The organism is Bradyrhizobium sp. 142 (assembly GCF_023074015.1).
Lineage (GTDB): Bacteria > Pseudomonadota > Alphaproteobacteria > Rhizobiales > Xanthobacteraceae > Bradyrhizobium.
On record NZ_JADPKQ010000517.1, the window covers coordinates 16,154 to 42,695 of the forward strand.

A 26,542-nucleotide genomic window follows, 5' to 3' on the forward strand; every position below is an offset into this window, starting at 1 on the left:
TGGTGCGCCCCCTAGCGCCGCGCCAGCGCGCGGACCGTCAACAGCAGGGTCAGCAGCGTGACGCTGAGGAAGAAGCCCACGTCGGACAGATAGATCGAACCGACGGCAAAGGGACGGAAATGAACCGACAGCGACAGGTTCACCACCAGCGTGTCCGCCGGACTCGGCAACAGCCAGCCGAAATTGTCGATGATCCAGAGCAGGAGGAAGATGCTGAGGGAGATCAGCGCGGCGATCACCTGATTGGCGGTGAGCGCCGAGGCCAACAGGCCCGTGCCGACCAGCGCGCCACCGAACAGCAGGAGGCCGAGATAGCCGCTGTAGATCGGGCCAAAATCCGGGTCACCAAACCAGGCGAGCGCGGCGGCATAGGCGCCGGACAACAGCAGCATGACCACGATCAGGCTCATCGCGGCGGTGAATTTCGCCAGCACGATGGTGATCTCGGACACTGGTGAGGTCAGCAGCACCTCCAGCGTCTTAAGCTTCCGTTCCTCTGCGAACAGCCGCATCGTGATCAGCGGCGCGGTGAGCATGAACAGAACGAACATCTGAAAGAAGACATGTACCATGCTGGGCTGATGACTGAGAAACAGCGTGAGCGTAAAGCTGTAGCCCATGATCAGCAGGAAAACCGTCATCAGCACGTAGGCGATCGGCGAGGAGAACAGCGCCGTCTCTTCCTTCTGGAGCAGGACTGCGAAGCTTCTCATGCGGCCTCCCCCGGCCGTCGGGTGAGATCGAGGAACACCCGCTCGAGGTCAGGCCGCAGCTCGGTCAACTCGCGAACCGGAATCCGAGCTGCGACCAGCGCCGACAGCAGCTCGGCCGCCAGCGACGTGCCCAACTCCGCCCTGATCAGGACATGCCCTGCGCCGCGATCGGGGTCGATGACGACCTCGCGCAGGCCTGCGACGTCTCTCATCGCGCTGCGTACGGCATCCGCGGAAGCGTCCGTCGACAGCCGGAAGCTGAGATCCTGCACGACGTCCTTCAGCGCGTCGGACGTCAGAAGCCTGCCATCGAGCAGGATCATCACACGGGAGGCGATCTTCTCGATCTCGGGCAGGACGTGCGAGGCCAACAGCACGGTATGACTCCCCGCCAGCGACTTGATCAGATCGCGCACCGCGATCACCTGGTGTGGATCAAGTCCGCTGGTCGGTTCGTCCAATACGAGCACTTTCGGATCGGCCAGCAGCGCCTGCGCGATCGAGACGCGCTGGCGGAAACCGCGCGATAGTTTTCCGGCCGACAGTGTCATGACGCGCCCGAGATCGAGCCGCGCGGCCACCTCTTCGACTGCGGCCTTTGCCTCGGTCCCGCGCAGCCCCTTGATGCCGGCCATGAAATGCAGAAATTCGCTGACCCGCATATGGTCATAGAGCGGCGCGTCTTCGGGCACGTAGCTGATCGCGCGGCGCACACCGAGGGAATCCGCCACAACATCATGACCGGCGACCTCGAGCCGTCCCGAGGTCGGCACCAGATAACCTGTGAGCATGCGGAAGATCGTGCTCTTGCCGGAGCCGTTCGGCCCGAGCAGGCCGACGATCTCGCCTGGCTCGATCGCAAAGGAGACGTCGGTGACGGCGCGCCGCGGCCCGTACCATTTCGTCACGTGCTGCGCCAAAACTACTGGAGGCATCGAGACTCAAACACCCATCTGGCGGGGCGCGCCCTTGAAGGACAACGAAGTGAGCACCGAGCAGAATCCCGGGCACCGGGCCCGGGATGACGATCCGCGTGAGACGACCAGACGTCGCAGGCCAAATCACTCGTAAAATTCGGGCGAGTGCTTGTGCGCCTTGAAGGTATCGGGGTCGTGGGCGTAGATGATGTCGGCGCCTTCGGTGTCGCGAACCCGCTTTACCCAGGCGTAGGCATCGAGCATGCCGACGGGATCATAGACGCTGCCGATGCTGGGCAGGATGTTCTTATCCAGATTCTCCTGGAGATAGACGGCGTCGCTGGTCAGCACGACGGTGCCGGTCTTCGGCAGACGCACGACCAGGATCTGGCTTCCCGGCGTGTGCGACACGGACCGGTGGATGAAAACGCTGTTGTCACCGAACAGGTCGAGATCGCCGTCGAGCTCGATGCTCTTGTATTTTGACGGCATGCCGCCGCCGATGCTGTTGCGCAGCATGGCAAAATCGTCGGAGATGAAGAAGGTGGCGTAGCCCGGCGCCGGCCAGAACGCGTTCCGGATCTCGTCGCGCTGGAATACGAAGGTCGAGTCCAGGAACTTGCCGATGTTGCCGGCATGATCGACGTGGAAATGGCCGAGGACGACATATTTGATGTCAGATGGCTTGAGGTTGATCTTGGCGAGCTGCGCGTCGATCGCAATGTCCGGATCACGGCCCGGATCAAGCGCCTTCACAAAGGGCCCCCAATAGTCGGGGTCCTTGATTATCCTGTCATTGTTGCCGCAGTCGAACAGCACGTCGCCCTTGGGATGCCGAATCAGGAAAAATCCGACGGGAATCTGGACCTTGCCGCTGCTGCCGTTCTGGATGATCGACTTGTCGAGATTGAGGGCCCCGGAGCTGAAGACATAGAGCTTCATCTCTTTAGGCGGTTCCGCGGCCATCGCGGTGGCGGACATAAAAAAAAGTCCTGCGGCGAGCGAGCCAAGGACCTTCGACGCAGTAACCCGCATGTCGTCCTCCCTACCTTTTCGAACGCACCATTTGAGCAGTTAGTCTATCGTACCATAGTCTCACGTGCCCGTGCAGTCGAATGCGCGCCGCCGTGCCAATAAATCCAAGCGCTGCGACGGCCTGCGGTGCAACCTTTTGCTGCATCGCAAATTGCGTCGGGGACGACGTCTGCCACAGCTGTGTTCAAAAGACACGTCGTCCAGGCTGAGCCGCACAGGAAAGCCTGCTACGGTTGCCGAATTCTGTGGAGCGTGGCGCACGTGAACGGATTGCCGTTTGGGGCGGCTATTCCGAGTTCATTCAGGCGAGCCGCGAGAGCCCTGAGCGACCTATAGCGGTAGTCCTCTCTTATTTCTCTTAGGACAGGATCAAGCTTGCGGACTGCGTTGTCGAACTTCGTTGCGCTCACAAGCGCGCTGGGGGCTTAGAGGAGAATATTACTGGCACCTTGACCTCTTGCAGTTGATGAATGATCCAGTTCCGCCAAAACCCGTCCACTCTATTCTCCACCTCAAAGCTGAGAATTACTCGCCTGTGTCCCGCTGTGCCTTTTGGCTTTGAGAAGACCTTCACAGGCTCGACGGTTCCACTCAAAGCTGACATCTTCTCAGCGAGCTGAACAAATACGCCGGCGGGATGCGGACGACCAATCTTATAGGCCTCTCTAGCGGCTACGATTCTCGCGTCGTGCGAACGTAGATAGAGCTGCACCACCATTCGCGTCAATTTGATGCGGCCGGCGTCTCTCGCATTTTCGAGTTGCTCGATGATTCCGTTAGCGTGCTCTTCTGCGTGACGTGGCCGGCCGCGGTACCGTGCCAATATACACCTCTCCTATCTTTCATCTAGCTGATGTCGCTGCCGGCGCGTGTGCCTGCTCTCCCGGAACGGCACCGATGGGACGAGGCGGTATCCCTGGAATCGCCGAGGCCGCACTTAAGAACGGGCAGAAGCACTTCGCCATCGATGGCGAGGCCGTTATTCTCGGCGTTGACGGCATCTCCGATTTCAACGCCCTGCACTCGCGCAAGCACGACCACGAAGTGCAGCTCTACGCCTTCGACGTCCTCGCCATCGGCGGCGACGACTTGCGCGATCTCCCGCTGCATCTCCGTAAGATCAATCTGGAGCGGCTGTTGGCGCACCGCGGCGAGATCGGCCCCGATCTATTCCGGGCCGCGTGCCGAATGGGGCCTTGAGGGCCTGGTTTCAAAGCATCGCGATCGCCCTTATTGCGACCGCCGGCAAAAGTTCTGGATTAAGCTGAAGAACCGCAGCCATCCGGCAATGGAGCGCGAACTTTAGCGGTGTCACGGTCCCACGTACCGCACGCGCGGTGAGCTATCCCCTCAAACCGCCAGAAAGTTACCGAGTCGGTTGCTCCGCAATGATCGCAGGTCCAGCTTTCCTGGCCGAGCATATAGCGAGCTCGGATTGCGGAGGCGACATTTTTGCAAGACCGACAAATCAACAAAAGTTCCACCGACACCATTTCCCGGGTTGACGAAGCACACCGGAAACAAACCGCATCTAATCTAGCGCACATAGACCAAGAGGAAACCGGCCATGTGGGCATTTATCGAAACTCTGTATCGGGACTATGCCCGACGCGGTCGCACGAGATCCGAAAATACGGGCTGTCGCACTAAACCGTGTCCGCCACAAGCTTGCCCAACGCATCCATGAGTTGGGTTGAGGGGTGCCTGCCGCGCAACTTAATGGGCAGCCACGCCACCGCTGACGGCAAGCTCGTGTTTGCGGTGTGCAACACTGCAAGAATGCTGAAGGCGCTCGCGGCCGACTATCAGAACGCTTGGTAGGACCAAAAGCGGATCGAGCCATGCGGATCGAGATAAGAGGAGGATGTCAATGAAGCTTATTCTTTCCATCTCCATGATTTTAGTTTTTCCGGCTAGCGCTTTCGCTAACGATTGCCCCGGATTTTTAAACTACGTAAAGGCCAATTCGCAGCTAAGACAGTTCAATAACGGCCAGATTCAATGCTTTAAGACCAGGCATGCAAAGCAGCACGCTCCGACGTTCACTTTTACATCCGGCAACGTGACCGTCGCTTGTACAAGATCGGGATTCTATCCCTACCGACAATTATCCTGCTCCGACGGCGGCCAAAGCTTCGGAAAATCACTCAAAAACTGATCGCAATCTTTTTTAGCTTCCTTCGATTGCGCCACCCTCGTTAAGGGCCTTAATTTAAGGGCCTCAACCGGCAAGGAATCTGCTGATTGCATTCGCATTATCACGCGAGCTGAAGGACGCGTCCCGCTTTGACGCGAGACTTCTGACACAGCCTATTGCGCCCAGCCCCAGCTTGCAGGACATTCCCTCGTTGGCATGGCTGAGGCTCGGCCAATGGGGACAAACCATGAAGCCGCTAATCTGGATGATAGCGCTGCTCTTTACGAGTGGCGCCTTTGCTCAAACTGCTCCACCGAAAGCAGCGAAAAGGCCGCCGGTTCAGCTCAAGCCGCAAGCGCCGATTGGTTGCAAACTCGTCGGCACGGTCAGAGGCACCAAGATCTGGGCGGGCGACTGCACGGCTGCCGCAGCGCCGGCAGAAACTTCGCTGCGGCCATCCACGGCTGCACCGCCCAGTGCCGCCAACGCCCCCGCAGAGAAGCAGTGATCGGAATCTGTCCGCCGGCTAGTGAAGAGGTAGCTGAACAGATGTCCGATCAAGAGGCGCGCGCGGAGACAACCCTCAAGCACGAAGCCACAGTCAACACACTTTTGCGGCGCGCAGCCAAACGCACGCGGCCGAGCCAGGTCCTTTCAGTCGTACTTCACGGCCGTGAGACGGACGCCAACCGTGAGTTTGCGTCGGATCGCGAGGGCGACGTCGTCGTATGGTTTTGGTTCGCTCTTCCGATATTCGTGATCATTCATGTGATCTGCGTGAAGCTTGGCGCGATCTAGAACGCCCGTCAGCCGGCCAGAAAATTTTGCGCTGATGGAGCGGAAGATAGGAGCGAGAGTAGTGATTAGTCGCATTCGGAACTTTGTTTTCAAGATCCAGAAGCGAACTCCTTCCCAGCGCTTCGCTGACAGCGTCCGGCGGATTAGGCGCCTAGCGCGATTGATGACCGTCGTGCAGCGAAAAAGAGCGCGAAGCTGAAGGTAAGGACAAGCCATGATCGACGATAAGCTTTCGCTCTCGGTATTTACAATCGAGGTGGATCGAAAGCCGGTCATTGCCTTTGTGGCGCGAAAATATTCGGAAGCTGAGGCGATCTGTGCCGAGCAAAGGATACGCGCCAACAATGTAACGTGCAGACATCTTGTGAAGTATATGGCCAAAAGTTTGAATTGTTGAGATTTGTGGGGATACTGCTTTCCACAAGACTATGTGTAACGAGGTCGAGCGGCTCCGCAGGAAGTAGGGAGACCGGCCCGGCAGCGATGCTCGTCAGGTGATAAGCTATGGGAGTAACGCACATGGCAGCGAGTGCCGCGCATATGAGCTGTGGCAGCAAGCAGGAATGCCAAAGGGGGCGCGATCAAGAGTTCTATTTGGAAGCAGAACGACAGCTGAAGGAAGAGCTGATCCGCCACGAACTTAAGACGCCGGATACGCTATAGAAAGCAGCAAGAAAAGTCCGGCGTGCATTTCACGGCGTCGAGATTAATCCAGTAGCTGTTGCAACGATCCAGCGGTTGCCCCAACGCACGATGGAGTCGATCCGCCCAATACCGGGTACGGTGTCGCCGCGTGTTGCCATCCGAATCCCGTCGGGTCCTCCAAGCACCGCCGTCCCGCCGCGAACATCAAGAACGGTCCAGCCCACAATAGTTGTCGGCCTTGTCTCCGTCGCGGCCATGAAAGGTGCGCTGGGAGCTATCGAGCCGGTCACCGTTATATCTGCTTGGACAGCCGGAGGTGTGCTTGAAGCGTCCCCGGAGAGGTATGCCCCATCTGACCATGCGGCCGTAGGTTTGGCGGAAATGCTCGCTCCATCCGCGGAGATTTGACTCGCGCCTGGTGGCGTTCGCAAAGCCCGAGTCGATGCGGTCTTTCGCAGGCCTTCGGTCTTGCGGCCTGACTTTGTTTCGGCAGTTCGACGCGAAGGCGTTTCTGTCTGAGTGGTTGAATTGAGCGACGCGAAAGTTATGGGACCGTACCAAGCAAAGCCGCCGGCCCATCCGAACACAAAACCGACAATCAGTGCGCCTGCGACCAGCGAAATCGTGTGCTTTCGATCGCCGTCTGCCTTCAATAACGCCAGAACCTCTTCTCGACTAGGACTTGAAAAATCGCGCGGGTTCAGCATCACACGTGACATGGGGTCTTCGCTGCTGCTGTCAGCGACCCTCGTCTCGATCTCTTCCAAGGTATTCGCCTGGTGCACTTGCATGACCGGATCCCTTGCGGCCCTCCAATGATCATGCTGCGAACTAAATCAATCATTAACGGCGAATGAGCCGGAAGACGAATAAGCATTGAGCATGAGGGCGGCTACCGCCGAAGTGGCTCACCTCGCAGACGAGGACCGCCGGGGAAACTGAACGTCGTGAGGAATGTTCGATCGCAATCTGCGTTTTTACCGAATAGGGGAGCTTCTCGGGGCGATTCTTGATATTGCCGCTCAGGCATTTAATTGACTTTTAATTTCAACCACACTCAATCTGCGTTATTATGTGATTCTATTATTGTGGCTCTTTGATTAACCGGGGAAATTACCATGGCGAAGCCTGCCGTTTCCCGTGACGCGTTCCGTGGCTTTTTTGCGCTTTTTGCCGTCAAGGCTCACCACGACAATCAATCCGAGGGCGAATATCGTCTGATAAAATTGTTTGGATCGAGCGAAAATATCCCCGACGATCTGCTCGATCTATGGTCGGCCCGAGCCGACTCACTTGGCCCCGAAACGATCAGCGCGGTGCTTTGTCCGCGCGCTCGCGAGATCGCGAACGGCAGCGTCAGTTATGACCATGCGAGTGATTTTCTGCACGCGTTGCTGAGAGAGTTGGATCAGAGGCGACACTGACCAGTGTGCCCTCAGCGCTGCTCACGAAGCGAGGTAGCCAAAGAGCGGCTGCGCTTATCGGTCATCAGACCCGCTGCCTCAATTGAACCTGCCCGACGGCTTGCCCTGGAAGTAGCGCATCTATCGACCGGCGACGCCGGCCAAAGCACGGTTATTGGGGGCCGGATTGGTTTTCACCGTCTTGCGCGATTGCTGGACACATCCCGAACATCCGTTAGCATTTGCGACTAACGGAGGTAGGCCGCTGTCTGACGCCGGCAATGCGCTCTTTTCCTGGTAGTAGCACCGGCAGCGCGTCGCCGCCTTCGGCCAATCATCCTCGCCTCGGCCTCTCGCAACCGATCTCGGAGCTTCTGCACTTCTAAAAGCTGCGCGATCAGCGCTTGTCGTTTCTGCAGAACCGCAGAACAAGTGTAAATCTGATACTGCTTACTCATTACCTGCCCCGGAAAAAGGACTTGAAAAAAGCCGATCGATCAAATCAGGAAAACTATGCAATTCACGGTAGAGTGCAACTCAAAAAATGAGCGACGGCGGAATAACAATCAGCAAAGTAGTATTGAGCTACCGTTCGATCTTAAGTTCGACGAGGAGCGCGACCTATTGGGCACCGCGCCGATTGAGAAAAAACCGAAGCTCGGAAGAGTGGCGACCAAAAACAACTGAAAGAATCAGGCCCGCATTCCAGCGGGCCCATTCCCTTTAATGATTAGCGACACTCTTCTATTCTTGTGCAGCGATTTCCGCCTTCGTACGACGCTTTTGCTTTGGGGTAGCGAACGCTTCGAACTCTCGGGTGGGATGTGCCGGGAGCGCCTGGAGCCGCGCATTGCTCAGTGAGCTGCAGCCGCCAGGTGCTCCAGAACTCCGCTTCAGCGAGCAGTTCGCCTCATTGCGATCTTTCCAAGCGCGAACTCGATAGCGGCCACAGGCGACCGCGCCTCTAAGGTACTTGACGTCTGGGGCATTTCCATCTGGATCCTGGTCCCGCACCCGGCAGAGCGTGGATTGAGCGCGAACAGCCGTTAGCAGACTGATTGACGAGGGCGCTCAATGTGCAATTCGGTTTCCGCTGATAAGGATGATGGTCTCGACGCCGCAAAAGCCCGCGTTCGGGCGCTGGAACGCCGCATGCGTCTGGGTTGCGGCGTCGTCATGATGATGGCCGACGCGGGCGCTGCACGCCGACAGCAGGAAAGGCGCCTGCGCGAAGGCAAAGGGAATCGATCTGCTACGCAACGTTCCGGTGAAGGACCTCTTTCGATTGATCGATTGCATGATCGACCGCAGCTTGTTGCACGAGGACGAATCCGCCGATCCTAAGGCTGTATGCGCAGCCGCCGGCCGCATACTTGAACTTTTCGTCACGCGTGACTCGAAAAATCGATAGCGGATCAATAACCGTCGGTGTCGATCAACGAGGACACAGCCCAGCATGTTAGCCAAATCTCCAAAGGTCACGCGCGAAACCGTCATGAGCATGGCGCGTTCCGTCGCCCAGGGATCGGCACTCAAGTTCGAGCAGGCGACGCTGGACGGGCTGCGCACGTCCTATGACACGCTTGCTGCTGAGCATAACGCGCTCTGTCAAGCATATCGCGATGGGCGCGGCGGCTTAGTCTCCGACATTCAGCGGTTGGAAGCGGATCTATCCGAGCTCCGGGATAAAATTGCATCACGAAGGACCAAAGTCACCAAGCTGAGGTTGGAGCGATCCAAGGTTGTCACGGCAGAACTTTCGAGCCTTCGCAAGCAGGCTGCCGCGCGCGCTTTGGCTGCGTTGCAGGAGCTAGATGAGGCGTCCGAGATATTGATCGCCTTTTGCGAGGAAATCAGGTTCGCAGGCGATCATGAAGCGCCATATCTGAGCATGGTGCCGTCATTCTACATGCGCGAACACGCTAAGGGGATCCTCGGCAAATGACATTCAAACCTGGGCAAGCGGGTATCCTTCTCCGCGGGCGGCCCAGCTCTCGGCCGGCGACGTGTCATCGTCGCCGGCCGTTCTTTGTCAAGATTGATTTGAGCGACGGGCTGGCCCAACTCCGAACGATCACCGCAAGTGCAGATGCTCACGAAGCGAATTACGATGCTTTGCGTGCAGTGTACGAGAAGGCGGCACCGGGACGCGCTGTCGTGTGTCTGTCCGACTACGTCGAGAACGACGCGGCGCGCGTGATTTCGGAGATCACTGCGGCCACAAATCGCCGCTGCCGCGAACTGGTGATGCTGATCGACGCCTGGTGGACATTCCGACAAGGGTTTTGAGATAAGCGAGACTGTATCTACTTCCAAAGGGCGCACGGTCGGTGTTGTTGTCGGACGGTGCTCAAGCGCCGCGACACTCGCTCTAGCAGCCTGCCGCGAGCGCATCGCGCCGGCCACGACAGAATTTCTGATCCATTCGTGCGGACTTTACCGTGACGGAGGCAAATACCAGTACGCCCCAGATCGGTGGACGGCGCGAACCCATGCGCAACGTAGTGCGACGATGCTAGGCGTCGACCAGAAAATTGCGGATCTGTATCTGAAGGCGACGGGATCCCGCGAATTGCGCGACATGGTCTTCACAGGCGATGACTTCCGAGTGACCGCAGCGGCGGCGCGCAAATATAACCTCGTCACAAAAATTGAACCGGTCTCCGACTATGTGAAGCCAGGCCACTATATGGCGGCGTTCTTTCGCCCTAACAAGAAGCGCGCGAACGCTGCACTTGCGAGTTTAGTTCGCACGCTTGGAAACTCTAGCGCGCCGTTCGTTTCATTACGGATCAAAGGCGAGATTGGAAAAGCGTCAGGGATCCGCGCCGCCAATGTGCGAAAGCAATTGGCGACTTCGTTGCACGCCAACACGATTTTAGCGCACTTCGACTCGGTCGGCGGAAGCGTTGCCGACGCTTTCGACATGGCCGCGGCGATCATGGAGCATCCTGCGCAAACTAAGAAAGCTATCATAAATGGGCAGTGCTTATCAGCCGCCGTTATTCCATTGCTGGCGTTTGATCTGCGAGTTGCAAATCAGAATGCCGAAATAATGATCTATCGGACCGAGGTGGTTCCGACGGCGCGCGCCGATAAACGGTGGACGGCCTCAGAACTCGCTGAAGCTGCCAGCACTGCGGAAATGGCTGACGCCGAAATTCTCGATTTCATTACAAGTCGCACAGGCTTTGATCGGAAGTTTTTTGCACGAGAGATGAAAACGGAAAAGCCAATGCGCCTCGGCGACGCGCTGAAGGCCGGCCTGATCCACGAGATAGCGGGCAAAACAGGATAACCGGGTCATGGCTAGAATAAAGAGCGGTTCGGCGACCGCGGAAGCATCGGCGCCGATCATGGAGGCCGAGCGAAGCAATTCCGCTCGGCCTCACTCGGCGGAAGCCATCTACGTCACCAATGGCGATCCGCGTCCCCGACCTACGGCGCTTCCGGACTTCCCTAATCCATCGCGCCGCCCAGAGGGTGCAGGACCCGCGGTCGTCTTACAGGTCTTCTCCCGTGTGCCGAGCGGCCTTGACATCGCTTTAGGACGTGCGCCGAAGCGCGATCCGAAGCCCTTTCTGCAGGCGATCCGCGAGGCGGGCGACCGCTCCATTTGCGTGGAAATTCACTGCGCTGGCGGTGAAGCCGGAAGCGCGTTGGTGATCGCAACGGCCCTGTTGCAGCACAGATGGCGCGTGAGGCGCGAATAGTTGGCCGATGCTCGAGCGCCGCGGTGTTTATCGCGCTGGCGGCCGACGTTCGATCGATCGTTCCTAGTGGAAGTGTGTTGATCCATAACTCTGCAAGAGTTTGTACTGCGGAGCAATTCGAGGCGATGCGGCTGCTCTCGGCTGAAGAGAAGTCACCGATCAACGAATCTCTCAATGCGACGGACGATGTGGGTGTGTCGCTACTGTCGTCGCGGCTTGGCATAACTGAGCAGCTTGCACGAGAGTGGAAGACTGAAGGGCGAGTGTGGCCTGCGGCTGAGGCCTTGGCGAAAGGCTTCGTTCACGCGATCGATGGTGCAGCATGAGCGAGCAGATATACATGGTCGAGTTCACTGCAGAATCGATACTTCAATGCCGTGTCAACTCGCTGACAACGCCGCCGCCGGACGAACCGCCGCCGCCGCCTCTGATGCCACGACATGAAATCCGGCCGACGTAGGTGGTCCGGTCGCATTGAGCGGCAGCAACCTGATATTTTCAACGTCCACCGGCGGCAATGCGGGCGTTCGCTCGACTAATCCGCTGAGTGCACGCCGGGCTTATTTTGAAATGACGATCACAAGCCAGGGTAGCGCCGCGTTCAACTGCGGTGTCGTCACCAGTTCGATGACTCCAGATGTTGACACGGGCGATCCGACAAGCCGCGGCGCCGCGGTCGTTTGGGCGAACGGACACTTCGCGCCGTCGGGTTCACTTGGCGCGGGCTTCGCGAATGGCGACATCTGCTGCGTCGCGGTCGATCTAGGATCGAAAATTATTTGGTTCCGCAACGGCGGGGGCAGCTGGAATGGCTCGGGCGCCAACAATCCGGCGACGGGTGTTGGAGGAATTTCATTCTTGTCTGTGACGGGACCATTCTACGCCTTTGGGGGATTGTCGGGGGTCAGCGAGCATGACCGCTAATTTCGGTGCGACGGCGTTTGCTCAGTCCGTGCCGAGCGGCTTCTTGTCTTGGGATGATCGGGCAGGTGCTTAATGGCGACGCTTGCGACTTCTTGGTACGTCAGTTCGGTTGCCTATGCGGCCGCGGCGCGCTTCGGCGGCAATCCTCCGCGACACCTTCTGTCGGAAATGAGCGTGTTTTCGTCGCCATCGTTGGCGGCACCACACATGCCACGACCGAACCGACGTGGACGGTCACACGGGGCGCTAAAACGACGGACAACACCGTTACCTGGCAGGAGTGCACCGGACAGGCCGGCGTCAACGGCGATGCAACCAACACGCCATCATGGACGATAGCGAAGAACACTGCAATTTCTCTCGGCGTCATTATCAAGGACGTTGCTGGAACTCATCTGTTCATCTGCTCGACGGCGGGGACGGCCGGCAACGGTTCTGAGCCGAGCTGGAGCATAGGCGCCGTTCGCAATACAACCGCCGACAACACGGTGACCTGGACTCATATCGGGCTCGCCTCGTCCTTTGCCGGCGCCGCGGCTCCTCATGCGCGCCTACAGTGCGGGCTTGCGAACACCTGGTCGCTGGCGGGGGACTCTATTTATGTCGGCGACAATCACGCCGAAACCAACTCATCCTCGTTTACGCTGACAGGTCAGAACACCGCGGCGTCCCCGAACTACGTTCTTTGTCACAATCACGCGGGAAATTACCCTCCCCAGTCGAGTGACCTGACGACTGGCGCTACCGTCACCTGCTCGGCGTCGTTCGGGCAGATCGTCTGGAGCAGCCTCAACATTACGTGACCGGCATCGGCTTTGCCCTTACTGCATCCGGCACGGGTATCGTGTTCGGGTCCGCAGGCGGCGGTGGCCAGTTCCAGAAGTTCGTGCAATGCCCGGTCACGTTCTCGGGTCGGCAGACGGCAATAGCCGCATCACCATCGGGAGCGGCTCCAATCTGGCCGGGCGGGTTGTTCACGACAATTGCGTCCTCACGTTCAACAATGCTGGCCAGAATATTCGGGTCAATGCCAACCAATGGGAGTGGTGCAACACGGCGAGCGCGGTGTCGGGCACCGCCCCGACGACTCTCATTAGCGGTATTGTGGCCGTAGATGCATGGCTGCGCGGGCTCGACCTCACTCTGCTCGGCTCCGGTAAGACTTTGGTCAATCTTTCCTCGACCGGCAGCGGCATGATGCTGATCGACAAGTGCAAGATCGGTGCTTCGGTGACGGTCGCGACCATAGGCAGCGACCTGACGACGGTCATCCTGTCGAAACGCGACAGCGGCACCAAGAACTACCGCGATGAGGTGTACACATTCTCCGGGGCGCTGACGACTGAGACCACGATTGTCAGGACGGTGGACAAAGTGACGGAACGACCGCCGCTTCGCGCAAGCTTGTCACCACGGCAAATGCCCTGTGGCACATGGCCATGGAGGGGCCACCGATCGCGATCTGGAATGAGACCGTTGGGTCATCGGTCACGGTTACCCTCTACGGAATATGGGGCGGCGGCGCGGTTCCGAACAATGACGATTTCTGGATCGATGTCGAATATCTTGGTTCGTCGGCGACGCCTATCTCCTCTCGGCAACTGCAATCAAGGCGACCATCCTCGCAAGCAACGCGGCGCTGTCGACCGATAGCTCCACATGGGGCGGCTCAACCACGGCGTTCAAGACGAGCGTAACAATTACACCGCAGATGAAGGGCTTCATCATTGTAACGCCGAAAATGGCGAAGGTGTCGACGATGCTTTATTACGATGAAAAACTGCTGGTTGCCCGAAGCCAATCGTAGCCGCCCTTGGTGGGCTATCGCCTGCGGCTCGAGCGCGAGGGCGAGCGCGTGCGGCTCATCCGTCAATACTTGATCTCGTGCAGCCAGACGGGCCGGACGATCTTTCCCAGAGGTTGGAATGCAGAACTCGAATGCCTTGTGCATGCTCCGGAGATAGGAATCCGCCTAGCCCTCGAGCTCGACGTATTTACGGAGCTCGAACACGATGTCCGGCATGGCCTGGCGGAAGCGTGCAGCGTTCTGGGAAGTGGTCGAGAACGGCGCGAACCTGATCATGGCGTTCCAATTCCGGCATCCGTAGACGGTGATCGATACTCCGGATCTCGGAAAGCCATCCATCTTGCGAAGCTCGCTAAGGACGAGGTCGCCGATCGCGACGGCGGGCAATCGTGCTCGTCTTTCGTCGGGGCCGTTTGTGGGGGGCGGCATCTCCGGCGCCACGGGCGCCGTTGAGGGCGCGCTCATCGGCGCTGATTGGCGGCCTCAGCGAGCGGATGCGGTTCGGAAGCTTGCGCCTCCGCGCGCTTGCCGCTCAGAATGCCGCCAATCAGCGCCACAAGGCCTTGGTCTTTTGCCGCATCACCCATCGACGGCCTCCCGTCTTGATCGCCTGCCTAGGCCTCCATGTACGAAATAGCGAGGTTTTCGCAGATCGACGCGAAAGCATTTTCGTCTCAGCGTCCTCGAAGCAAAAATGTGTCCCTCTATCACCTCGCTCCATCCACCAGTCCACCTTGTTGGCTCGTGAAACGCGGGATGCCTCTCCGCGCAACTGGTCTAGCAGCCTTCCGGAGGCATGTACTACGATCACGCGGTTTTCCATTTGAACGCTCATCGGGCCATTGAACGATCGGATACTGGAATACCAACTCGGCCGTCGTCTGTTCGCTTTCCAACCTTCGTAAGATGGACATGGCGTCCAGGCTTCGCAGGCGAGCCGATCGGCAGCCTTCCGGGCTCCTGCCGCACGATCTGCCTTCGCCCGAGCGGACGCTCCATAAGAACCCGTGCAGCGCAGGTTGCATTTGCCCCGCTTTCGACAACCGGCGCAGAAACGGCCTCAGCATCGGGGCAGCCACCCGTCAGATGCTGGGGCCGGTATGTTCACAAGCGAACAGTGCGATTTCTCCGGTTTATGGTAGGAGACCCGGGCGCTTGAAAGCGCACCCGTGCGCGCCTTGGCCCACGCACCCCCCTGCCGGCCCACATCCTCTCCTCGTCGCGGTCGGCTGGCCCGAGGCACAGAGAACGGCGCCAAGTGTCCCGGCACGTCGCCGTTGAAAGAATCGCCAAGCACGACGGTCCCGGCGCGAACGCCAAGAAAAAGCCCCTAGCGATTTGGGAAGCAGATTGGGTGGAATCATGTACAGAGAGCAATTTGAGAACATATCCATCGATGAGCTGTGGGCTCTCCACACAGAGGTCGATGAGATTCTCGCTGCAAGGATAGTTGCCAAAAAGCAAGAGCGCGCGCGGCGGCTTGAGCAACTCCATCACACGATGGGCGACTCGATCAGCCGACGCTCATCAGCATCGGCTCGGAACCACCCCTGAGAATGGCACCGCCCCTGCCGCAACACCATGCAGCAAGACAAACGCCTCAGCATCTGCGGTGGTGTCGTCCTTTGCCGTCCAATGCCGCCGGTGGTCGCCAGCCAGAGGCTCATTAAGCCATACGCATCAACGGAATGATACGAACTCGGGACGCATTTTTGCGAATCGGGAACTCCGCCCCGTTCACCGGATCACCGCCTAACGAGTGGTTAAGGAAGAGCGGATAGGGTGTTCGAGCGTTTTGCCAAAGCCGTTTAGGACCTGAGCGATGAAGGACCTAGGGGACAGATTAGACAAGTTACGTGCCAACGCCTCAGATTTCGCCCTCATGAGCAGGCGGACGAGCGACCCAGAAAAACGCGAATTGTTCAGGCGCTTGGCAGATGAGCTCGCAATTGAAGCTCTCGAGCTTGAGCAGGTGGTAAAGAGGCAGCGCGAGCGGTCAAGTCCCAGCGAACCGGGCAACGTGGTGATCCTGAGGCTGCCCGAGGGGGACTGACCACGGCTTCCCGAGGATCGATGGCCGGCGGCGAGGAGCGCCCGCCGTCTATTACCCGGAAGTTGCGCTTCACTCGAACCGGCTTGTTCGGCTCCAACGGCAGCACGGCATCAATCAAATCGCCAATGGTCCAGACACGGTCTGTGATGCCCAGCGCAACCGCTGGCGGCCCGCAGCGCCTCATGGACCCGGCAAACCCGCAAGAACCGTCAGACATCAGACGCAGCCGTCCAGCGCTCGATCAGGCGTAAAGCGATGCTGGCGAGCAAAATCCCGAGCAACCCGCCAACGACCTTTTCGGACGCATCCAGCAATCTAGCATGGCGATCTGGCGTCAGCTTTTGCATCAATTCCAGCACCACTGCGCTACCAAGCACGACGCTGCACACCAGCGTCATCCGGTCCCGGTACGCGACACAAAATGCGAAACCTAGGAACGCAAAGGCCGCGATGTGTTCGATGTTGGCCGAACTGCTCAGTTGAGGCCTGTCGTGGAATGGAGAGAGACTTGCGTAGGTGATGAAGGCAAGAGAAGCCCACGCCACGGTTTGCGCTGTGGCGGACGCGACCGCGGACACTGTCGCACCGCCGAGCAATAGCCAACGTAACGCCCTGCGCATGGGTGGCCTCATTTTTGATCGAACGATAGGCGCACCGACCGGCAGGTGGGTCAAGTCGGCCAGCATTCCTCACGGCCGTGGCCGACGTCCGACCGTTTGCACCTTCGCGCTTCCCCAGCACTTCCTAGATCGAATGTACGAGCATTGTTGGACGTTCTCAACGCTCTGCGGTAGCGGTTCCAGACTTAACTCGCCGCGGCGACATCAAGCTTAATCCGCAGTTTCGATTGCACCGAGGCTGCTGAACACTAGTCTCTCTGCACCGGACATTGCCCCGTCCGGGTTCACCATGGCGAAGGTCGTCGCGCCAAGATACTCGGCGCGGCGGCTTCGTTTATCCGCCGCAATGATAAGAGCTCCATTTGGCGAATAAGCCCGACGATCACTGGTTCGATCTCGTTGAGACACGACGACAGATCACGGCCCTGCGCTCGCAACACTCTGACAATCTTGTCGTAACATCGCGATTGAACCGCTTCCTCGTCAAGATTGCTTTTCTCTCAGAGCCAAAAGATGCGGCGCACGCTCGACATCTTCGGTCTGAATTCGCTCGGGTGCTGCGAACTGTTGAGGAAATGGTCTCACGAGGCCGATCCACGAAGCGGCCAAACGTAGTTAGGCGGCGGCCCAAGTAACACTAACGCACGGACGTTCTTGCGCCGATCGGGCCCAGCGCCGATGCTGGATGCAGTCGCGAAGTCGTGCTCGTCTCGCGTACTGGCGCCTTCGCGGCAAGGGGCCGCCGCCGTCACAAGCGACGGCCCCGCCCATGATCAGCTCTAGTGAGCGCGCCGCACCGCTCGGGGCACCGACGGCAGTCTCGGAGAAAACGGCTGATGCGCGATCTTCCAAGCGGGAAGTCGCGCGACGGCAGACGACGCTGGGTTGACGCATAAACAAATTCACGAAGCCCGCCAGATCAGGGACCCGGAGAAGCGCGACCCAATCCGGCCAATGCCGGTGTCCGGTCGTACCGACGAAGAAGCGCTTCCCATTCGCCGGGCCGATAGGATGTCTTTAGGACCATGTCGATTGTCGATTCGACGGGGAGGACCACCTTGCCGCGAAACCGGACGTCCAGGGTTGACGACGCGTCAATCGGAATTCGTTATAAACGACTTCCGATATGCGGCAGCATCGACCCGCCCGATCGATGGTGCAGCGCTCGCCGCACCGGCGAAGGATGCCGAGCGCTAGTGTCGAGCGTTGGCAGAAACTCGACCAGGCCAGCCAGCGTCAATATCAGGCGGGCGACATGTCGGGCTACAAATCCACGCGCACCGCGATGGGCGACATGGCCAAGAGCCTGCAACGCGATCCACAACTGGAATCCCTGCTCGCCAACCGCAAGCGCGAACTCGGCATCGGCGGCAATTTCAGCTCAGGCCGCCGTCTGGGCGACGAACTCGCCTTCACACACGGTATCGACCTTGGCAGAGGCCGCAGCAAGGGCTCTGAACCCGCCGATTTGCCGCCGCCTCCACGCCACAGCCCTATGCCGCGCCGAACCGTCTTGCATGCCCCTAAATGCCTCTCCTGTCTGGACCAGCAGCCGTCAGAAACAGTCAGCAGGAGGCAGGCCAGCCGTGCGAGAACCAGACCGTATCATCCGTTTGAAGACCGTCCTGGCCCGAACCGGGCTGTCCCGCTCTACCATCTACCGCAAGATCGCCGAAGGCACGTTCCCGCCCCAGATCAGGATCAGCGTCAACGGCGCGGGATGGAGGGAATCCAACATCAACCGATGGGTCGCTGATCCGGTTGGATGGCGTCCGAAGCGCGGGTCAGATGCGGAGTGACAGGTCTGTGCTCGCTTGCTGCTGAACCGGACCGGCCTCAGGCCGTCAAGGCTGGCGCTATCTCGCCCCGCTTCGCGGCTTCGGCCTTGACGGCCTGACGCCGCACCGGTTTGGACTCTCCAAGCAGACAAGGGCGGATTGTGAGCGAGTCGCGCTCCCATTCCGAAGCAGCGGCCCCGCAGAAGGACGGAGATCATCCTTGAAGAATGGGTTATAGGGTGGTACAAATACTCTCAACCGGAGTGACGGAATGATCGTTGGCTTTCGGGATGGCTGGTTACGGGCTTTCTTCGTGGACGATACCCATTCCCGCAACATCCCGCCCGATCTTGAAGCCCGGCTGTTCCGCAAGCTTCAGATAATCGACGATACGACGACCGATCAGGACTTGCGCGTGCCGCCCAGCAATCATTTCGAGAAGCTGCGCGGCAATCTGGCGGGGTTTCATTCGATCCGTGTCAATCAGCAATGGCGGCTGATTTTCCGCTGGGATGGCGAGCGCGGCGAAGCGGACGGGATTTATCTGGACGATCACAGTTACCGATGAGAGCGAGGCAACCATGCTGACCACCAAGCGCAAGCCGGCGACGGTCGGAGAGATTTTGACCGAAGAGTTCATGGAGCCGATGGGCCTGACGCAGGGCGCGCTCGCCGAGGCGATGGGCGTTCAGCGCAAGCACGTCAACGAGTTGTGCGGCGACCGCAGGAACGTGACCGCCGCGACGGCCTTGATCCTGGCCCGCGTCTTCGGCAACAGCCCTGACTTCTGGCTCAACGTGCAGCGGCGCCACGACCTTTGGGAGGTGATGAACACGCCCAAGGAGCGTAAGCGAGTCGAGCGCGCACGTCCGTTGAAGCGCGCAGCATGAGTGACGTGATGAGCAGGGGGCGACATACGCAAATGCAGCCGTTCGCAAGCATTTGCCGCCGATTGCAGAACGAAGAGGAATCAGGCCTTTTTGCCGCCGTAGCACAGCGCAGACTTGGGCCGTTCAGTTGCCCCAGGACGCATGGCATATTGCGCACCATGGCCCATCATCGCAAATCACATGACCGCGCTTCGACGAACAACGCGGTGTCGGGTATGGACAACGACAAGAATACCAGAGTCGATCCGATCGACCCTAGGGCCTTCGGTCTTACGAAAGTAGCGTACGCGGTCGACGAGACACTCGACTTGCTTAGTATCGGCCGCACGGCGCTGTACGCAGCGGTCAAACGAGGTGACCTCAAACGCGTCAAGTTCGGCAAGAAGACGTTGTTTTACGCCGCCGACCTTGCCGCGTTTCTGGCACGACTCAGGTGCCTGAGCGAATTGGATGAGGGCCGGATCGATCACGAACCTCGCTAGAAATGCAACATTGATCTTCCAGGCTCTTGAAGTAGCATTCCGCTGATTTTGAGAGCGGTTGCGGCGCCGTTGCGAATTACGAAGCCGATCTCGATCAAGCCGCCGTCGAGCAATCGGCTGATCCGTCCCACCGTCCAGTCGGCGAATGCAGCATCGCCAGAATTTCATTTACATGCTTGCGGATGGTCAGCGGTGGATGGCTGGCTAGCTGACGCGAACTTCAAGATCAACGTAGAGGCGATCCGGACCGCTCATCCCCAATTTTTTCACGACTAATTGCGATCGAGCTACCTTCGAAGTTCGATGTGACGCGGTGGACGACCTCAGAGGCCGCGCGTAGCGGCGGCGGACCGATGTTTTTCTCCTGGCAAATTTGTTGGTCTTTTTGTTGGTACTCAATGAATCAACATCTCAATAAGACTACGGAATCTCTCAAGAAAAGCCGTTTCATATGGCCGCTGCCGGGCCCACCAAAAATCAATCACTTGGCAAGCCTCTGCTTCGCACTTCTTGGCCCTCCGCACCAGAAACGCTTCGTTTAGTTCAGCAGCTCGCAAACTAACTGCTCTCGATCGCTCCCGCTATGGTGCGCACTGCTCGATCGTAGATTCGGCGGAACTATCGCGACCAAGCCGCTTTCCAACGCCGAACAGGCTCTAGGAACAATCAGTCCGTTCAAAGAACGACCGGGTTTGCTGCAGCCTGGCCTGCGCTCTCTGCCTCTCACTTCCAGAGACCTACGAGCGGCCAGTAGGTGAACATGAATAGCACGATGAGGCCGTACATGACGGCCGCGAGCGGCAGCCCGAGACGTATCATGTCCCGCGTCGTAAAGCCGCCGGCACCGTAGGCGATCATGGCCGGAGCGGACGTCACCGGGATGATCGACAAACATTGGGCAATGAGAGCCACACCAAGTACGATTCCGACGATCGGAAGGTCCGGATTGTGCAGCGAGACCAGAAAGCCGATGATCGCCGGCGTGATCGCAGTCAGGCAGGACGTGATGCTGGTGAAGCAGAAGCGGACGAAGAACACGAGGACGAAGATCGCGATCGCCAGTGCCGTGACCGACAGGCCTCCCATCCCGGACTCGACGAACGCCACCTTCGACAGCCACGCTGCCCCGCCGGTCTTGGTCAGCATCTCCGCCATCGAAATTCCCGCGCCGAACAGCAGAATCGAATTCCAGTCAATTCGCTTATAGAGATCATTGCACGTGATAACCCCGACACCCGGCAACACGAGCAGCAGCACGCAAAGCACCGAAATTGCGGATGCTTCGACATGATGGATCTTGTCGGTCGCCCAGAGGAGGATCGTCAGCGCCATGATGAACGACGCCCGCTTCTCGGTCGTGGACATCGGCCCCAATTCCGCAAGGCGTGCGGCGATGTAGTCGTTCCCTCCAGGCAATTCTGCGAACTCAAACTTGAAGAGCCGGGTTGCCAGGAAATAGAGGCCAATGGAAAAAAGGACGGTGTAGGGAAGCAGATAGACCAGCCAGTCGACATAGCCGATCTGGACCTGGCCAGCTCCGGTCAGGAAATTGACCATCACTGGATTGGGCGCGGCTCCCGTGAGAACACCCACTCCTGTCACAGACGGCAGAATGCCCGCGAGAAGGAGCATGGCCTTTCCGATCTGACTGTTGCGCGGAAGGCCAAATGCCTCGGTCAACCCGATCACGATCGGAACGAGCGTCGCCGCTCGCGCGATCACCGAAGGAATGAAGAAGGTGAGTGCGAAGGCGGTCAGGATGATGCCGAGCATAATCGCGTGGGTGTTCGCGCCAACCAGCTTGAGGATCAGATAGGCCACCCGCTTCTCGAGCCCTGTGCTGGTGATCGCCGCCGCCATCGCGAGACCTGCCGCGACAAACAGCCAGCCGCTGTTCGAGAAGCCGCTGAGTGCGAGCGGTATGGCCTTCGCCGTTCCAAGTATCGGCCCCGGATCGATCCCCGCGGGCGAAAAGCCGAGCGCCAGGATCAACAGGAATACGAGCGCGACCGCACTCACCCCATAGGGGATCGCCTCGGTGATCCACATCAACACCACGAAAGCCATCACGGCGATGACGCGCTGGCCCGCCGGTGACAGACCGGTCGGCGACGGCGCCATGATGATTGCCACCATGACCGCGAGACCGATCAGCACGATCAGGGATTTTCTCGTGTTCGCCCCTGTCGTTTCGGCCGCAGCATGAACCAGCGTCGACATGCTTATCCTCCATCCCTGTTGTTGTTGTCTCGGCGGAGCGCCGATGGCGTCACGTCTCGCTTGCCGCTCCCAGCACCACGACGCCGTCCGCGGCCCGCACGCCATGGCCTGCCGGCAAGACGAAGACGGGGTTGATCTCGGCCTCGACCAGGCGCTCGCCGAGCTGCGCGGCCATCAGCGAAAAGGCCACGATCGTCGACACCAGCGCCTCGACGTCCGCCTTCGGTCGTCCCCGAAATCCGTCTAGCAACGGCCAGGTAATGAGGTCATGCAGCATCGAGAGCGCTTCATCCCGGCTGAGGCCACCCTGCGGCGGCAAAAGGCGCATGGTCGTATCCTTGAAAAGCTCCGCGGTGACGCCGCCCATCCCGAGCAGGATCGCCGTGCCGAGCGGATCGCGGTGCATGCCCAGGATCAGCTCGGTGCCACCCGCGACCATCTCCTGCACCAGGAAGCGTTGCGGACGCTCGCCGGTCGCCTTCTCCACGTCCTTCACCATGGTGGTCAGCCGTCCGCCGATCGTATCCGGCGTCAGATTAACCGCGACGCCACCGACATCGCTCTTGTGCGTGATCTCGCCCGACAGGATTTTCAGCACGACCTTTCCGCCAAGTTCTCCCGCGGTCGCTTCGGCCTCCGCCGGCGTCTTGACGATCCGCTCGTTCACCGCGGAAATGCCGAACCGGGTGAAGAGCGCCTTGGCCTGAGCCTCGTCGAGTGAGCCAGGAGAAAAGTCGCTGATGTTGACCTGCCGTTCGATCGACGAAGCAACTTCGTGCTGCGAACACTGGGCCGCCAGGAGCAAGCCTGAGAATGCAGACGCGCAGCTTTCGGCCGACGCGTAGGCTGGCACGCCGCGCGCCGTGAGAACTGTGCCGACGTTCGGCGCGTATGGGCTGACATAAGCGATGACCGGCTTGTCGGAGGATGGCAGGCAGTCGTGCACGGCATCTGCAAGGAGCGCCGGAGATCCGAGGGCAGACGACCCTGCAATTATCACCAGGGCATCATAAGACGGGCTGGCAAGCAAAGTGCGGATCGCTCCCCGCAGGATGTCCGGGTGTAGGCCGGCCAGAGTCAAATCGACCGGATTGCGGTCGAGATTGGCATGGGAGCCGGATTGCAGCGAAGCAAGACGAGCCGCGGTCTCGGCATCTGGCGCAGGCGTCTCGAATCCGGCGACGCCGAGGCTGTCGGAAACGATTGTTCCGGCGCCGCCCGTGGAGGTGAGGATCGCCACGCGCTTTCCGTTGAGCTTCCGCCCCGCAGCGAGAGCCGCCGGTATGTCGAGCAGGTCCTCGAACGTCTTCGCCCGGATCACGCCGAGCTGCCTGAACAGGGCATCGTACATGCGATCCGAGCCCGCCAGCGCGCCGGTGTGCGAGACGGCCGCCTTGGCTCCGGCCTCCGAGCGGCCGATCTTGAAGGCCACCACTGGCTTGCCGGCCAGTCGCGCTTTTCGGACCGCTTCACGGAAACGGACTGGATGCCGGATCGCTTCGACATACAGCGCGATCACCTTGGTGGCTTCGTCCACTGCAAGAAACTCGATGAAGTCCGAAAGCTCGAGGTCGGCTTCGTTGCTGGTGGAGACAAGCTTCGACAACCCGATGCCTCGCGCCGCCGCGCGGGAGAGCAACGCCCCAAGGATTCCGCCGCTCTGCGACACGAGCCCGATTGGGCCGGCGGGGAAGTGATCCATCGCCAGTGCGCCCGAGGCCGACAGCACGATATTGTCCGTCAGGTTGACGAGCCCGATGGTATTGGGACCGAGAATCCGCATTGAGCCGGCAGCTTCCAGAAGCTCTTTCTGGCGCAAGGCCCCCTCCTCGCCAGTTTCGGTATAGCCGCTCGCAAGGACGATCGCTGCGGCGACACCTCTTCTGGCGAGCTCCCCCACGGCGAGATGCGCACGCTCCGCGCCCAGGAGGACGATCCCGACGTCGGGCACCGCCGGTAGCGCCCCGACATCGGGATAGCAGGTGAGCTCACCGATGCGTTCGACCTTCGGGTTGACCGGGTAAATCGCGCCCGAAAAGCCGTGCTTTTGCAGGAATGACACCGGCCGTCCCGAGGTCTTGCCTGGATCGGCGGAAGCGCCGATGACGGCGACACTCCGGGGCCGAACGAGGCGTGCGATGGCGTTCATGGCATCACTCCTTAGAGGACGACTTTGCGAGGAACGTCATCACCGCTTCGCGGTGCTCGGCGCTGGTGTAGCAGACGGCCTGCGCCTGGCTGCCGAGATCGAAGATCTCGTGGGTCGAACGCTCGAAGGTCTGGTTCAGGATTTTTTTGCCCAGCGCGAGCGCGGTCCGCGATCCCAGCGCGAGCTCGACGGCCCACGCCTGCGCGGCCGACAACAGCTCACCGGACGCCACCTTGCGGTCGAGAATGCCGAACGCGAGCGCCTCGTCTGCTTCGACCATCCGCCCGGTGAAAATCAGCTCCTTCGCTCTGGGAAGTCCGACCCGGCGCGGCAGAAGATAGGATCCGCCGCCGTCGGGGATCAATCCGCGCCTGATGTAGGACCAGGTGAACTTCGAACGCTCCGAGCCGATCAGGAAATCGCACGCGAGCGCAGTATCAGCGCCAAGACCGGCCGCCGCGCCGTTGACCGCGGCGATGGTCGGCTTGGGCAGGTTGAGCAGCATGGATTGGACCCGATGCACGCCCTGTTGGCGGCTCCAGCCGTTGAACGCGACTTCGCCTTGCGGAGCTTCCAGGCGCCGCTTCATGCCGCTGATATCGCCGCCTGCGCAGAAGGCGGTGCCCCGCCCCGTCAGCACCAGCGCCCGGATCGCGCTGTCGCTCGTGACCGCTTGGAGCGCGTCCACGAATTGCGAGCGCATGTCGTCGCTCATGGCGTTCCGGCGGTCGGGCCTGTTCAGGGCGATTGTCGCGACACCGGCGTCCACTGAGAATTCGATGAGCTGGTAGGTCATGTGCAAGCCTTCGATCGTTGTTTGGCGCTAAGCAGAGATATCGTGGAGGACGCATCATTCCGGCCGCGCCGGCGGAGTGCCGCCCCGGACATCTCGGCACGCCTGCGCCGAGGGACCCACGATGTATCGATTTCAAGCCGGCGTCCGTCGCGTCCAAATCACCGAACCGGACCAAGCCGCAGGTTACCTGACAGGAATGTTAGACATTGCGTTTCGTGCTCCCGAGATGCTTCGCGCTTTGTTTTATTGCTTGCTTGTATAATGAAGTGTCATAAAAGCGGATATGCCCGATTTCCACTTAATGGAATTGGTCGGAGGGACGCGGCATGGCTTCAGCGCGGCAATATTCTGGCGGCGCAAATGGAAATCGGTCGCTGGAGCGGGGCATCGAGATCCTGCGTGCCTTCCGGCCCGGCGTCGATACGCTCGGCAACGGCGAGATCGCCGAGCGCACCGGCCTACCCCGCTCCACCGTCAGCCGACTGACCAAGACCTTGGTCGAGGTCGGCATGCTCTACGAAGTCCGGATCGAGCGAACCTATCGGCTTGCCGCCGCCGTACTCAGCCTCGGCCACGCCGTCCGCATGGGATCGCCTGTGCTCAAGGTGCTCGGCCCGCTGATGCGGGCTGAATCCACGCGGCGCCGGCTGAACGTCGGTCTCGCAACGGCGGATCGTACGATGATGGTCTACCTTGAATCCATTCGCTACAACCCGCGCCCGACGCTGCGTAGCATCGTGGCCGGTCAACAGGTGCCGATGGAATTGACCTCGCTCGGGCGTGCCTATCTCGCGGGGATCCCGGACAAGGCCCGCGACACGCTGCTCGCGCAATTCAGGCGACGCAATGCCGCCGCCACCAAGGCGCTAATCGCCGAGGTGCAGAAATCAATTCGAGCGGTCAGGCGCGACGGCTATTGTGCGGTCTCCTGGCAGCCCGGCGTACTCGCCGTCGCCACTCCGATCGTCCTCGAAGGTCTGCCGATTTACGCGCTCAACATGAGCATGCAAGACATTGAATCAACCGAAGCCCTTGGCGCAGAAATTGGCAAATACCTCATGGAGTTCGCGGCGCGATGCAAGGAGGCACTCTCGGGGTCCCGCCCCGATCCAACCCTCCTACGGCATCAGCAGTCCCAAGAGCTTGCATCGATTTGAGATTGGACACGTTTCCGAGAAACCTCAAACGATCGGGCATCCGCCTCCAGTTGCCCCGCACCACTTCCGCACCAGAAACGGCCTGAACAGGATGCAATAAGCGCGCTCGGAATCAAACAAGACTACTGGAAAATCAACGAACCCGATCGATGTCGCGCCGCTCATAACGGCCTGGTTGCTGGTTTGCGTTCGCTGACCGGCCAGTGAAATTCCCATCCCCATCAAGCGCGGTTGGGCTCACCGCATCAGTTACGTCTTGATACCGTAAATCGCCAAGGACGGCGAGTGAACGTGCGAAGTAGCGG

At 59.8% G+C, this 26,542-nt stretch carries 28 protein-coding genes and 1 pseudogene; 18 read left to right on the forward strand and 11 right to left on the reverse strand.

The window, feature by feature from the left end; translation table 11 throughout:
- Positions 1 to 11: 11 nt before the first annotated feature.
- The 3 genes from IVA82_RS46265 to IVA82_RS46275 form a co-directional block, all read right to left on the reverse strand.
- Positions 12 to 713, reverse strand: coding sequence for an ABC transporter permease (locus tag IVA82_RS46265; protein ID WP_247386938.1), 702 nt, complete (start codon positions 711 to 713; stop codon positions 12 to 14).
- Positions 710 to 1,648, reverse strand: coding sequence for an ABC transporter ATP-binding protein (locus IVA82_RS46270; RefSeq protein ID WP_247386939.1), 939 nt, complete (start codon positions 1,646 to 1,648; stop codon positions 710 to 712). Before IVA82_RS46270 ends, IVA82_RS46265 begins: the two co-directional genes overlap by 4 nt.
- Positions 1,649 to 1,774: 126 nt before the next feature.
- Complete coding sequence (locus IVA82_RS46275; RefSeq protein WP_247386940.1) at positions 1,775 to 2,665, reverse strand: N-acyl homoserine lactonase family protein; 891 nt, start codon at positions 2,663 to 2,665, stop codon at positions 1,775 to 1,777.
- Between the two features lie 897 nt (positions 2,666 to 3,562).
- Between IVA82_RS46275 and IVA82_RS46280 the strand changes: the two genes are divergently transcribed.
- From IVA82_RS46280 to IVA82_RS46295, 4 genes are all read left to right on the forward strand, one after another.
- A complete protein-coding gene (locus IVA82_RS46280; protein WP_346658761.1) occupies positions 3,563 to 3,865 on the forward strand; it encodes a hypothetical protein in 303 nt (100 codons plus the stop codon).
- Between the two features lie 1,171 nt (positions 3,866 to 5,036).
- Positions 5,037 to 5,600 carry a hypothetical protein gene (locus tag IVA82_RS46285; protein ID WP_247386941.1) on the forward strand — a complete coding sequence of 188 codons (564 nt, stop codon included), beginning with the start codon at positions 5,037 to 5,039 and terminating at the stop codon, positions 5,598 to 5,600.
- A 214-nt stretch (positions 5,601 to 5,814) separates the two neighbouring features.
- Positions 5,815 to 5,997 (forward strand): hypothetical protein, encoded by a 183-nt coding sequence (locus tag IVA82_RS46290; RefSeq protein WP_247386942.1) that lies wholly within the window; start codon positions 5,815 to 5,817, stop codon positions 5,995 to 5,997.
- Positions 5,998 to 6,119: 122 nt separating this feature from the next.
- Positions 6,120 to 6,263, forward strand: coding sequence for a hypothetical protein (locus IVA82_RS46295; protein WP_247386943.1), 144 nt, complete (start codon positions 6,120 to 6,122; stop codon positions 6,261 to 6,263).
- A gap of 29 nt (positions 6,264 to 6,292) precedes the next feature.
- On the opposite strand, the gene IVA82_RS46300 is transcribed toward IVA82_RS46295, so the two are convergent.
- Positions 6,293 to 7,036, reverse strand: coding sequence for a hypothetical protein (locus IVA82_RS46300; RefSeq protein ID WP_247386944.1), 744 nt, complete (start codon positions 7,034 to 7,036; stop codon positions 6,293 to 6,295).
- Between the two features lie 327 nt (positions 7,037 to 7,363).
- Here IVA82_RS46300 and IVA82_RS46305 point away from each other — a divergent pair, with 327 nt between their 5' ends.
- On the forward strand, positions 7,364 to 7,669 hold the full coding sequence (locus IVA82_RS46305; RefSeq protein WP_247386945.1) for a hypothetical protein: 306 nt from the start codon (positions 7,364 to 7,366) through the stop codon (positions 7,667 to 7,669).
- Between the two features lie 1,050 nt (positions 7,670 to 8,719).
- On the opposite strand, the gene IVA82_RS46310 is transcribed toward IVA82_RS46305, so the two are convergent.
- On the reverse strand, positions 8,720 to 9,151 hold the full coding sequence (locus IVA82_RS46310) for a hypothetical protein (protein WP_247386946.1): 432 nt from the start codon (positions 9,149 to 9,151) through the stop codon (positions 8,720 to 8,722).
- On the opposite strand from IVA82_RS46310, the gene IVA82_RS46315 reads away from it, so the two are divergent.
- The 7 genes from IVA82_RS46315 (at position 9,144) to IVA82_RS46345 (ending at position 13,938) form a co-directional block, all read left to right on the forward strand.
- Positions 9,144 to 9,593, forward strand: a complete 450-nt coding sequence (locus IVA82_RS46315) for a protein bicaudal D homolog (protein WP_247386947.1) — start codon at positions 9,144 to 9,146, stop codon at positions 9,591 to 9,593. The two genes, IVA82_RS46310 and IVA82_RS46315, sit on opposite strands and share 8 nt — an antisense overlap.
- Positions 9,594 to 9,691: 98 nt before the next feature.
- Positions 9,692 to 9,937: a hypothetical protein gene (locus tag IVA82_RS46320; protein ID WP_247386948.1), complete on the forward strand. Its 246-nt coding sequence runs from the start codon at positions 9,692 to 9,694 to the stop codon at positions 9,935 to 9,937.
- Between the two features lies 1 nt (position 9,938).
- A complete protein-coding gene (locus IVA82_RS49295; protein WP_247386967.1) occupies positions 9,939 to 10,946 on the forward strand; it encodes an ATP-dependent Clp protease proteolytic subunit in 1,008 nt (335 codons plus the stop codon).
- A 438-nt stretch (positions 10,947 to 11,384) separates the two neighbouring features.
- The gene (locus IVA82_RS46330) at positions 11,385 to 11,687 is read left to right on the forward strand and encodes a hypothetical protein (protein ID WP_247386949.1); all 303 of its coding nucleotides are present in this window, start codon (positions 11,385 to 11,387) and stop codon (positions 11,685 to 11,687) included.
- 148 nt (positions 11,688 to 11,835) lie between these two features.
- Positions 11,836 to 12,285, forward strand: a complete 450-nt coding sequence (locus tag IVA82_RS46335) for a hypothetical protein (protein ID WP_247493961.1) — start codon at positions 11,836 to 11,838, stop codon at positions 12,283 to 12,285.
- A gap of 53 nt (positions 12,286 to 12,338) precedes the next feature.
- Complete coding sequence (locus IVA82_RS46340) at positions 12,339 to 13,088, forward strand: hypothetical protein (RefSeq protein ID WP_247386951.1); 750 nt, start codon at positions 12,339 to 12,341, stop codon at positions 13,086 to 13,088.
- Positions 13,089 to 13,176: 88 nt separating this feature from the next.
- The gene (locus IVA82_RS46345; protein ID WP_247386952.1) at positions 13,177 to 13,938 is read left to right on the forward strand and encodes a hypothetical protein; all 762 of its coding nucleotides are present in this window, start codon (positions 13,177 to 13,179) and stop codon (positions 13,936 to 13,938) included.
- A 319-nt stretch (positions 13,939 to 14,257) separates the two neighbouring features.
- Here IVA82_RS46345 and IVA82_RS49300 read toward each other — a convergent pair whose 3' ends face one another.
- The 3 genes from IVA82_RS49300 to IVA82_RS46355 form a co-directional block, all read right to left on the reverse strand.
- The gene (locus IVA82_RS49300; RefSeq protein WP_346658762.1) at positions 14,258 to 14,521 is read right to left on the reverse strand and encodes a hypothetical protein; all 264 of its coding nucleotides are present in this window, start codon (positions 14,519 to 14,521) and stop codon (positions 14,258 to 14,260) included.
- Positions 14,522 to 14,553: 32 nt separating this feature from the next.
- The gene (locus tag IVA82_RS49305; RefSeq protein ID WP_346658763.1) at positions 14,554 to 14,679 is read right to left on the reverse strand and encodes a hypothetical protein; all 126 of its coding nucleotides are present in this window, start codon (positions 14,677 to 14,679) and stop codon (positions 14,554 to 14,556) included.
- Positions 14,680 to 16,354: 1,675 nt separating this feature from the next.
- Positions 16,355 to 16,765, reverse strand: a complete 411-nt coding sequence (locus IVA82_RS46355) for a VanZ family protein (RefSeq protein ID WP_247386953.1) — start codon at positions 16,763 to 16,765, stop codon at positions 16,355 to 16,357.
- 1,198 nt (positions 16,766 to 17,963) lie between these two features.
- Between IVA82_RS46355 and IVA82_RS46360 the strand changes: the two are divergent.
- The 5 genes and pseudogenes from IVA82_RS46360 to IVA82_RS46380 all read left to right on the forward strand — a co-directional run.
- Positions 17,964 to 18,209, forward strand: a pseudogene (locus IVA82_RS46360) (conjugal transfer protein TraA); the annotation flags it as partial.
- Positions 18,210 to 18,351: 142 nt separating this feature from the next.
- Positions 18,352 to 18,564, forward strand: coding sequence for an AlpA family phage regulatory protein (locus IVA82_RS46365; RefSeq protein ID WP_247386954.1), 213 nt, complete (start codon positions 18,352 to 18,354; stop codon positions 18,562 to 18,564).
- Positions 18,565 to 18,814: 250 nt separating this feature from the next.
- Positions 18,815 to 19,111 carry a type II toxin-antitoxin system RelE/ParE family toxin gene (locus IVA82_RS46370; RefSeq protein ID WP_247386955.1) on the forward strand — a complete coding sequence of 99 codons (297 nt, stop codon included), beginning with the start codon at positions 18,815 to 18,817 and terminating at the stop codon, positions 19,109 to 19,111.
- Positions 19,112 to 19,124: 13 nt separating this feature from the next.
- Complete coding sequence (locus tag IVA82_RS46375) at positions 19,125 to 19,433, forward strand: HigA family addiction module antitoxin (RefSeq protein WP_214493836.1); 309 nt, start codon at positions 19,125 to 19,127, stop codon at positions 19,431 to 19,433.
- Positions 19,430 to 19,915, forward strand: coding sequence for a helix-turn-helix domain-containing protein (locus IVA82_RS46380; protein ID WP_247386956.1), 486 nt, complete (start codon positions 19,430 to 19,432; stop codon positions 19,913 to 19,915). Before IVA82_RS46375 ends, IVA82_RS46380 begins: the two co-directional genes overlap by 4 nt.
- A 723-nt stretch (positions 19,916 to 20,638) precedes the next feature.
- Here IVA82_RS46380 and IVA82_RS46385 read toward each other — a convergent pair.
- The 3 genes from IVA82_RS46385 to IVA82_RS46395 are packed head-to-tail and all read right to left on the reverse strand — an operon-like array spanning position 20,639 to position 25,080.
- Entirely contained in the window at positions 20,639 to 22,135 is a 1,497-nt protein-coding gene (locus IVA82_RS46385; RefSeq protein WP_247386957.1) for a DASS family sodium-coupled anion symporter, read from the reverse strand.
- 49 nt (positions 22,136 to 22,184) lie between these two features.
- Positions 22,185 to 24,284: an acetate--CoA ligase family protein gene (locus IVA82_RS46390; protein WP_247386958.1), complete on the reverse strand. Its 2,100-nt coding sequence runs from the start codon at positions 24,282 to 24,284 to the stop codon at positions 22,185 to 22,187.
- Positions 24,285 to 24,288: 4 nt separating this feature from the next.
- Entirely contained in the window at positions 24,289 to 25,080 is a 792-nt protein-coding gene (locus IVA82_RS46395; protein WP_247386959.1) for an enoyl-CoA hydratase-related protein, read from the reverse strand.
- Positions 25,081 to 25,406: 326 nt separating this feature from the next.
- Here IVA82_RS46395 and IVA82_RS46400 point away from each other — a divergent pair, with 326 nt between their 5' ends.
- Positions 25,407 to 26,237 carry an IclR family transcriptional regulator gene (locus tag IVA82_RS46400; RefSeq protein ID WP_247386960.1) on the forward strand — a complete coding sequence of 277 codons (831 nt, stop codon included), beginning with the start codon at positions 25,407 to 25,409 and terminating at the stop codon, positions 26,235 to 26,237.
- Positions 26,238 to 26,542 lie beyond the last annotated feature (305 nt).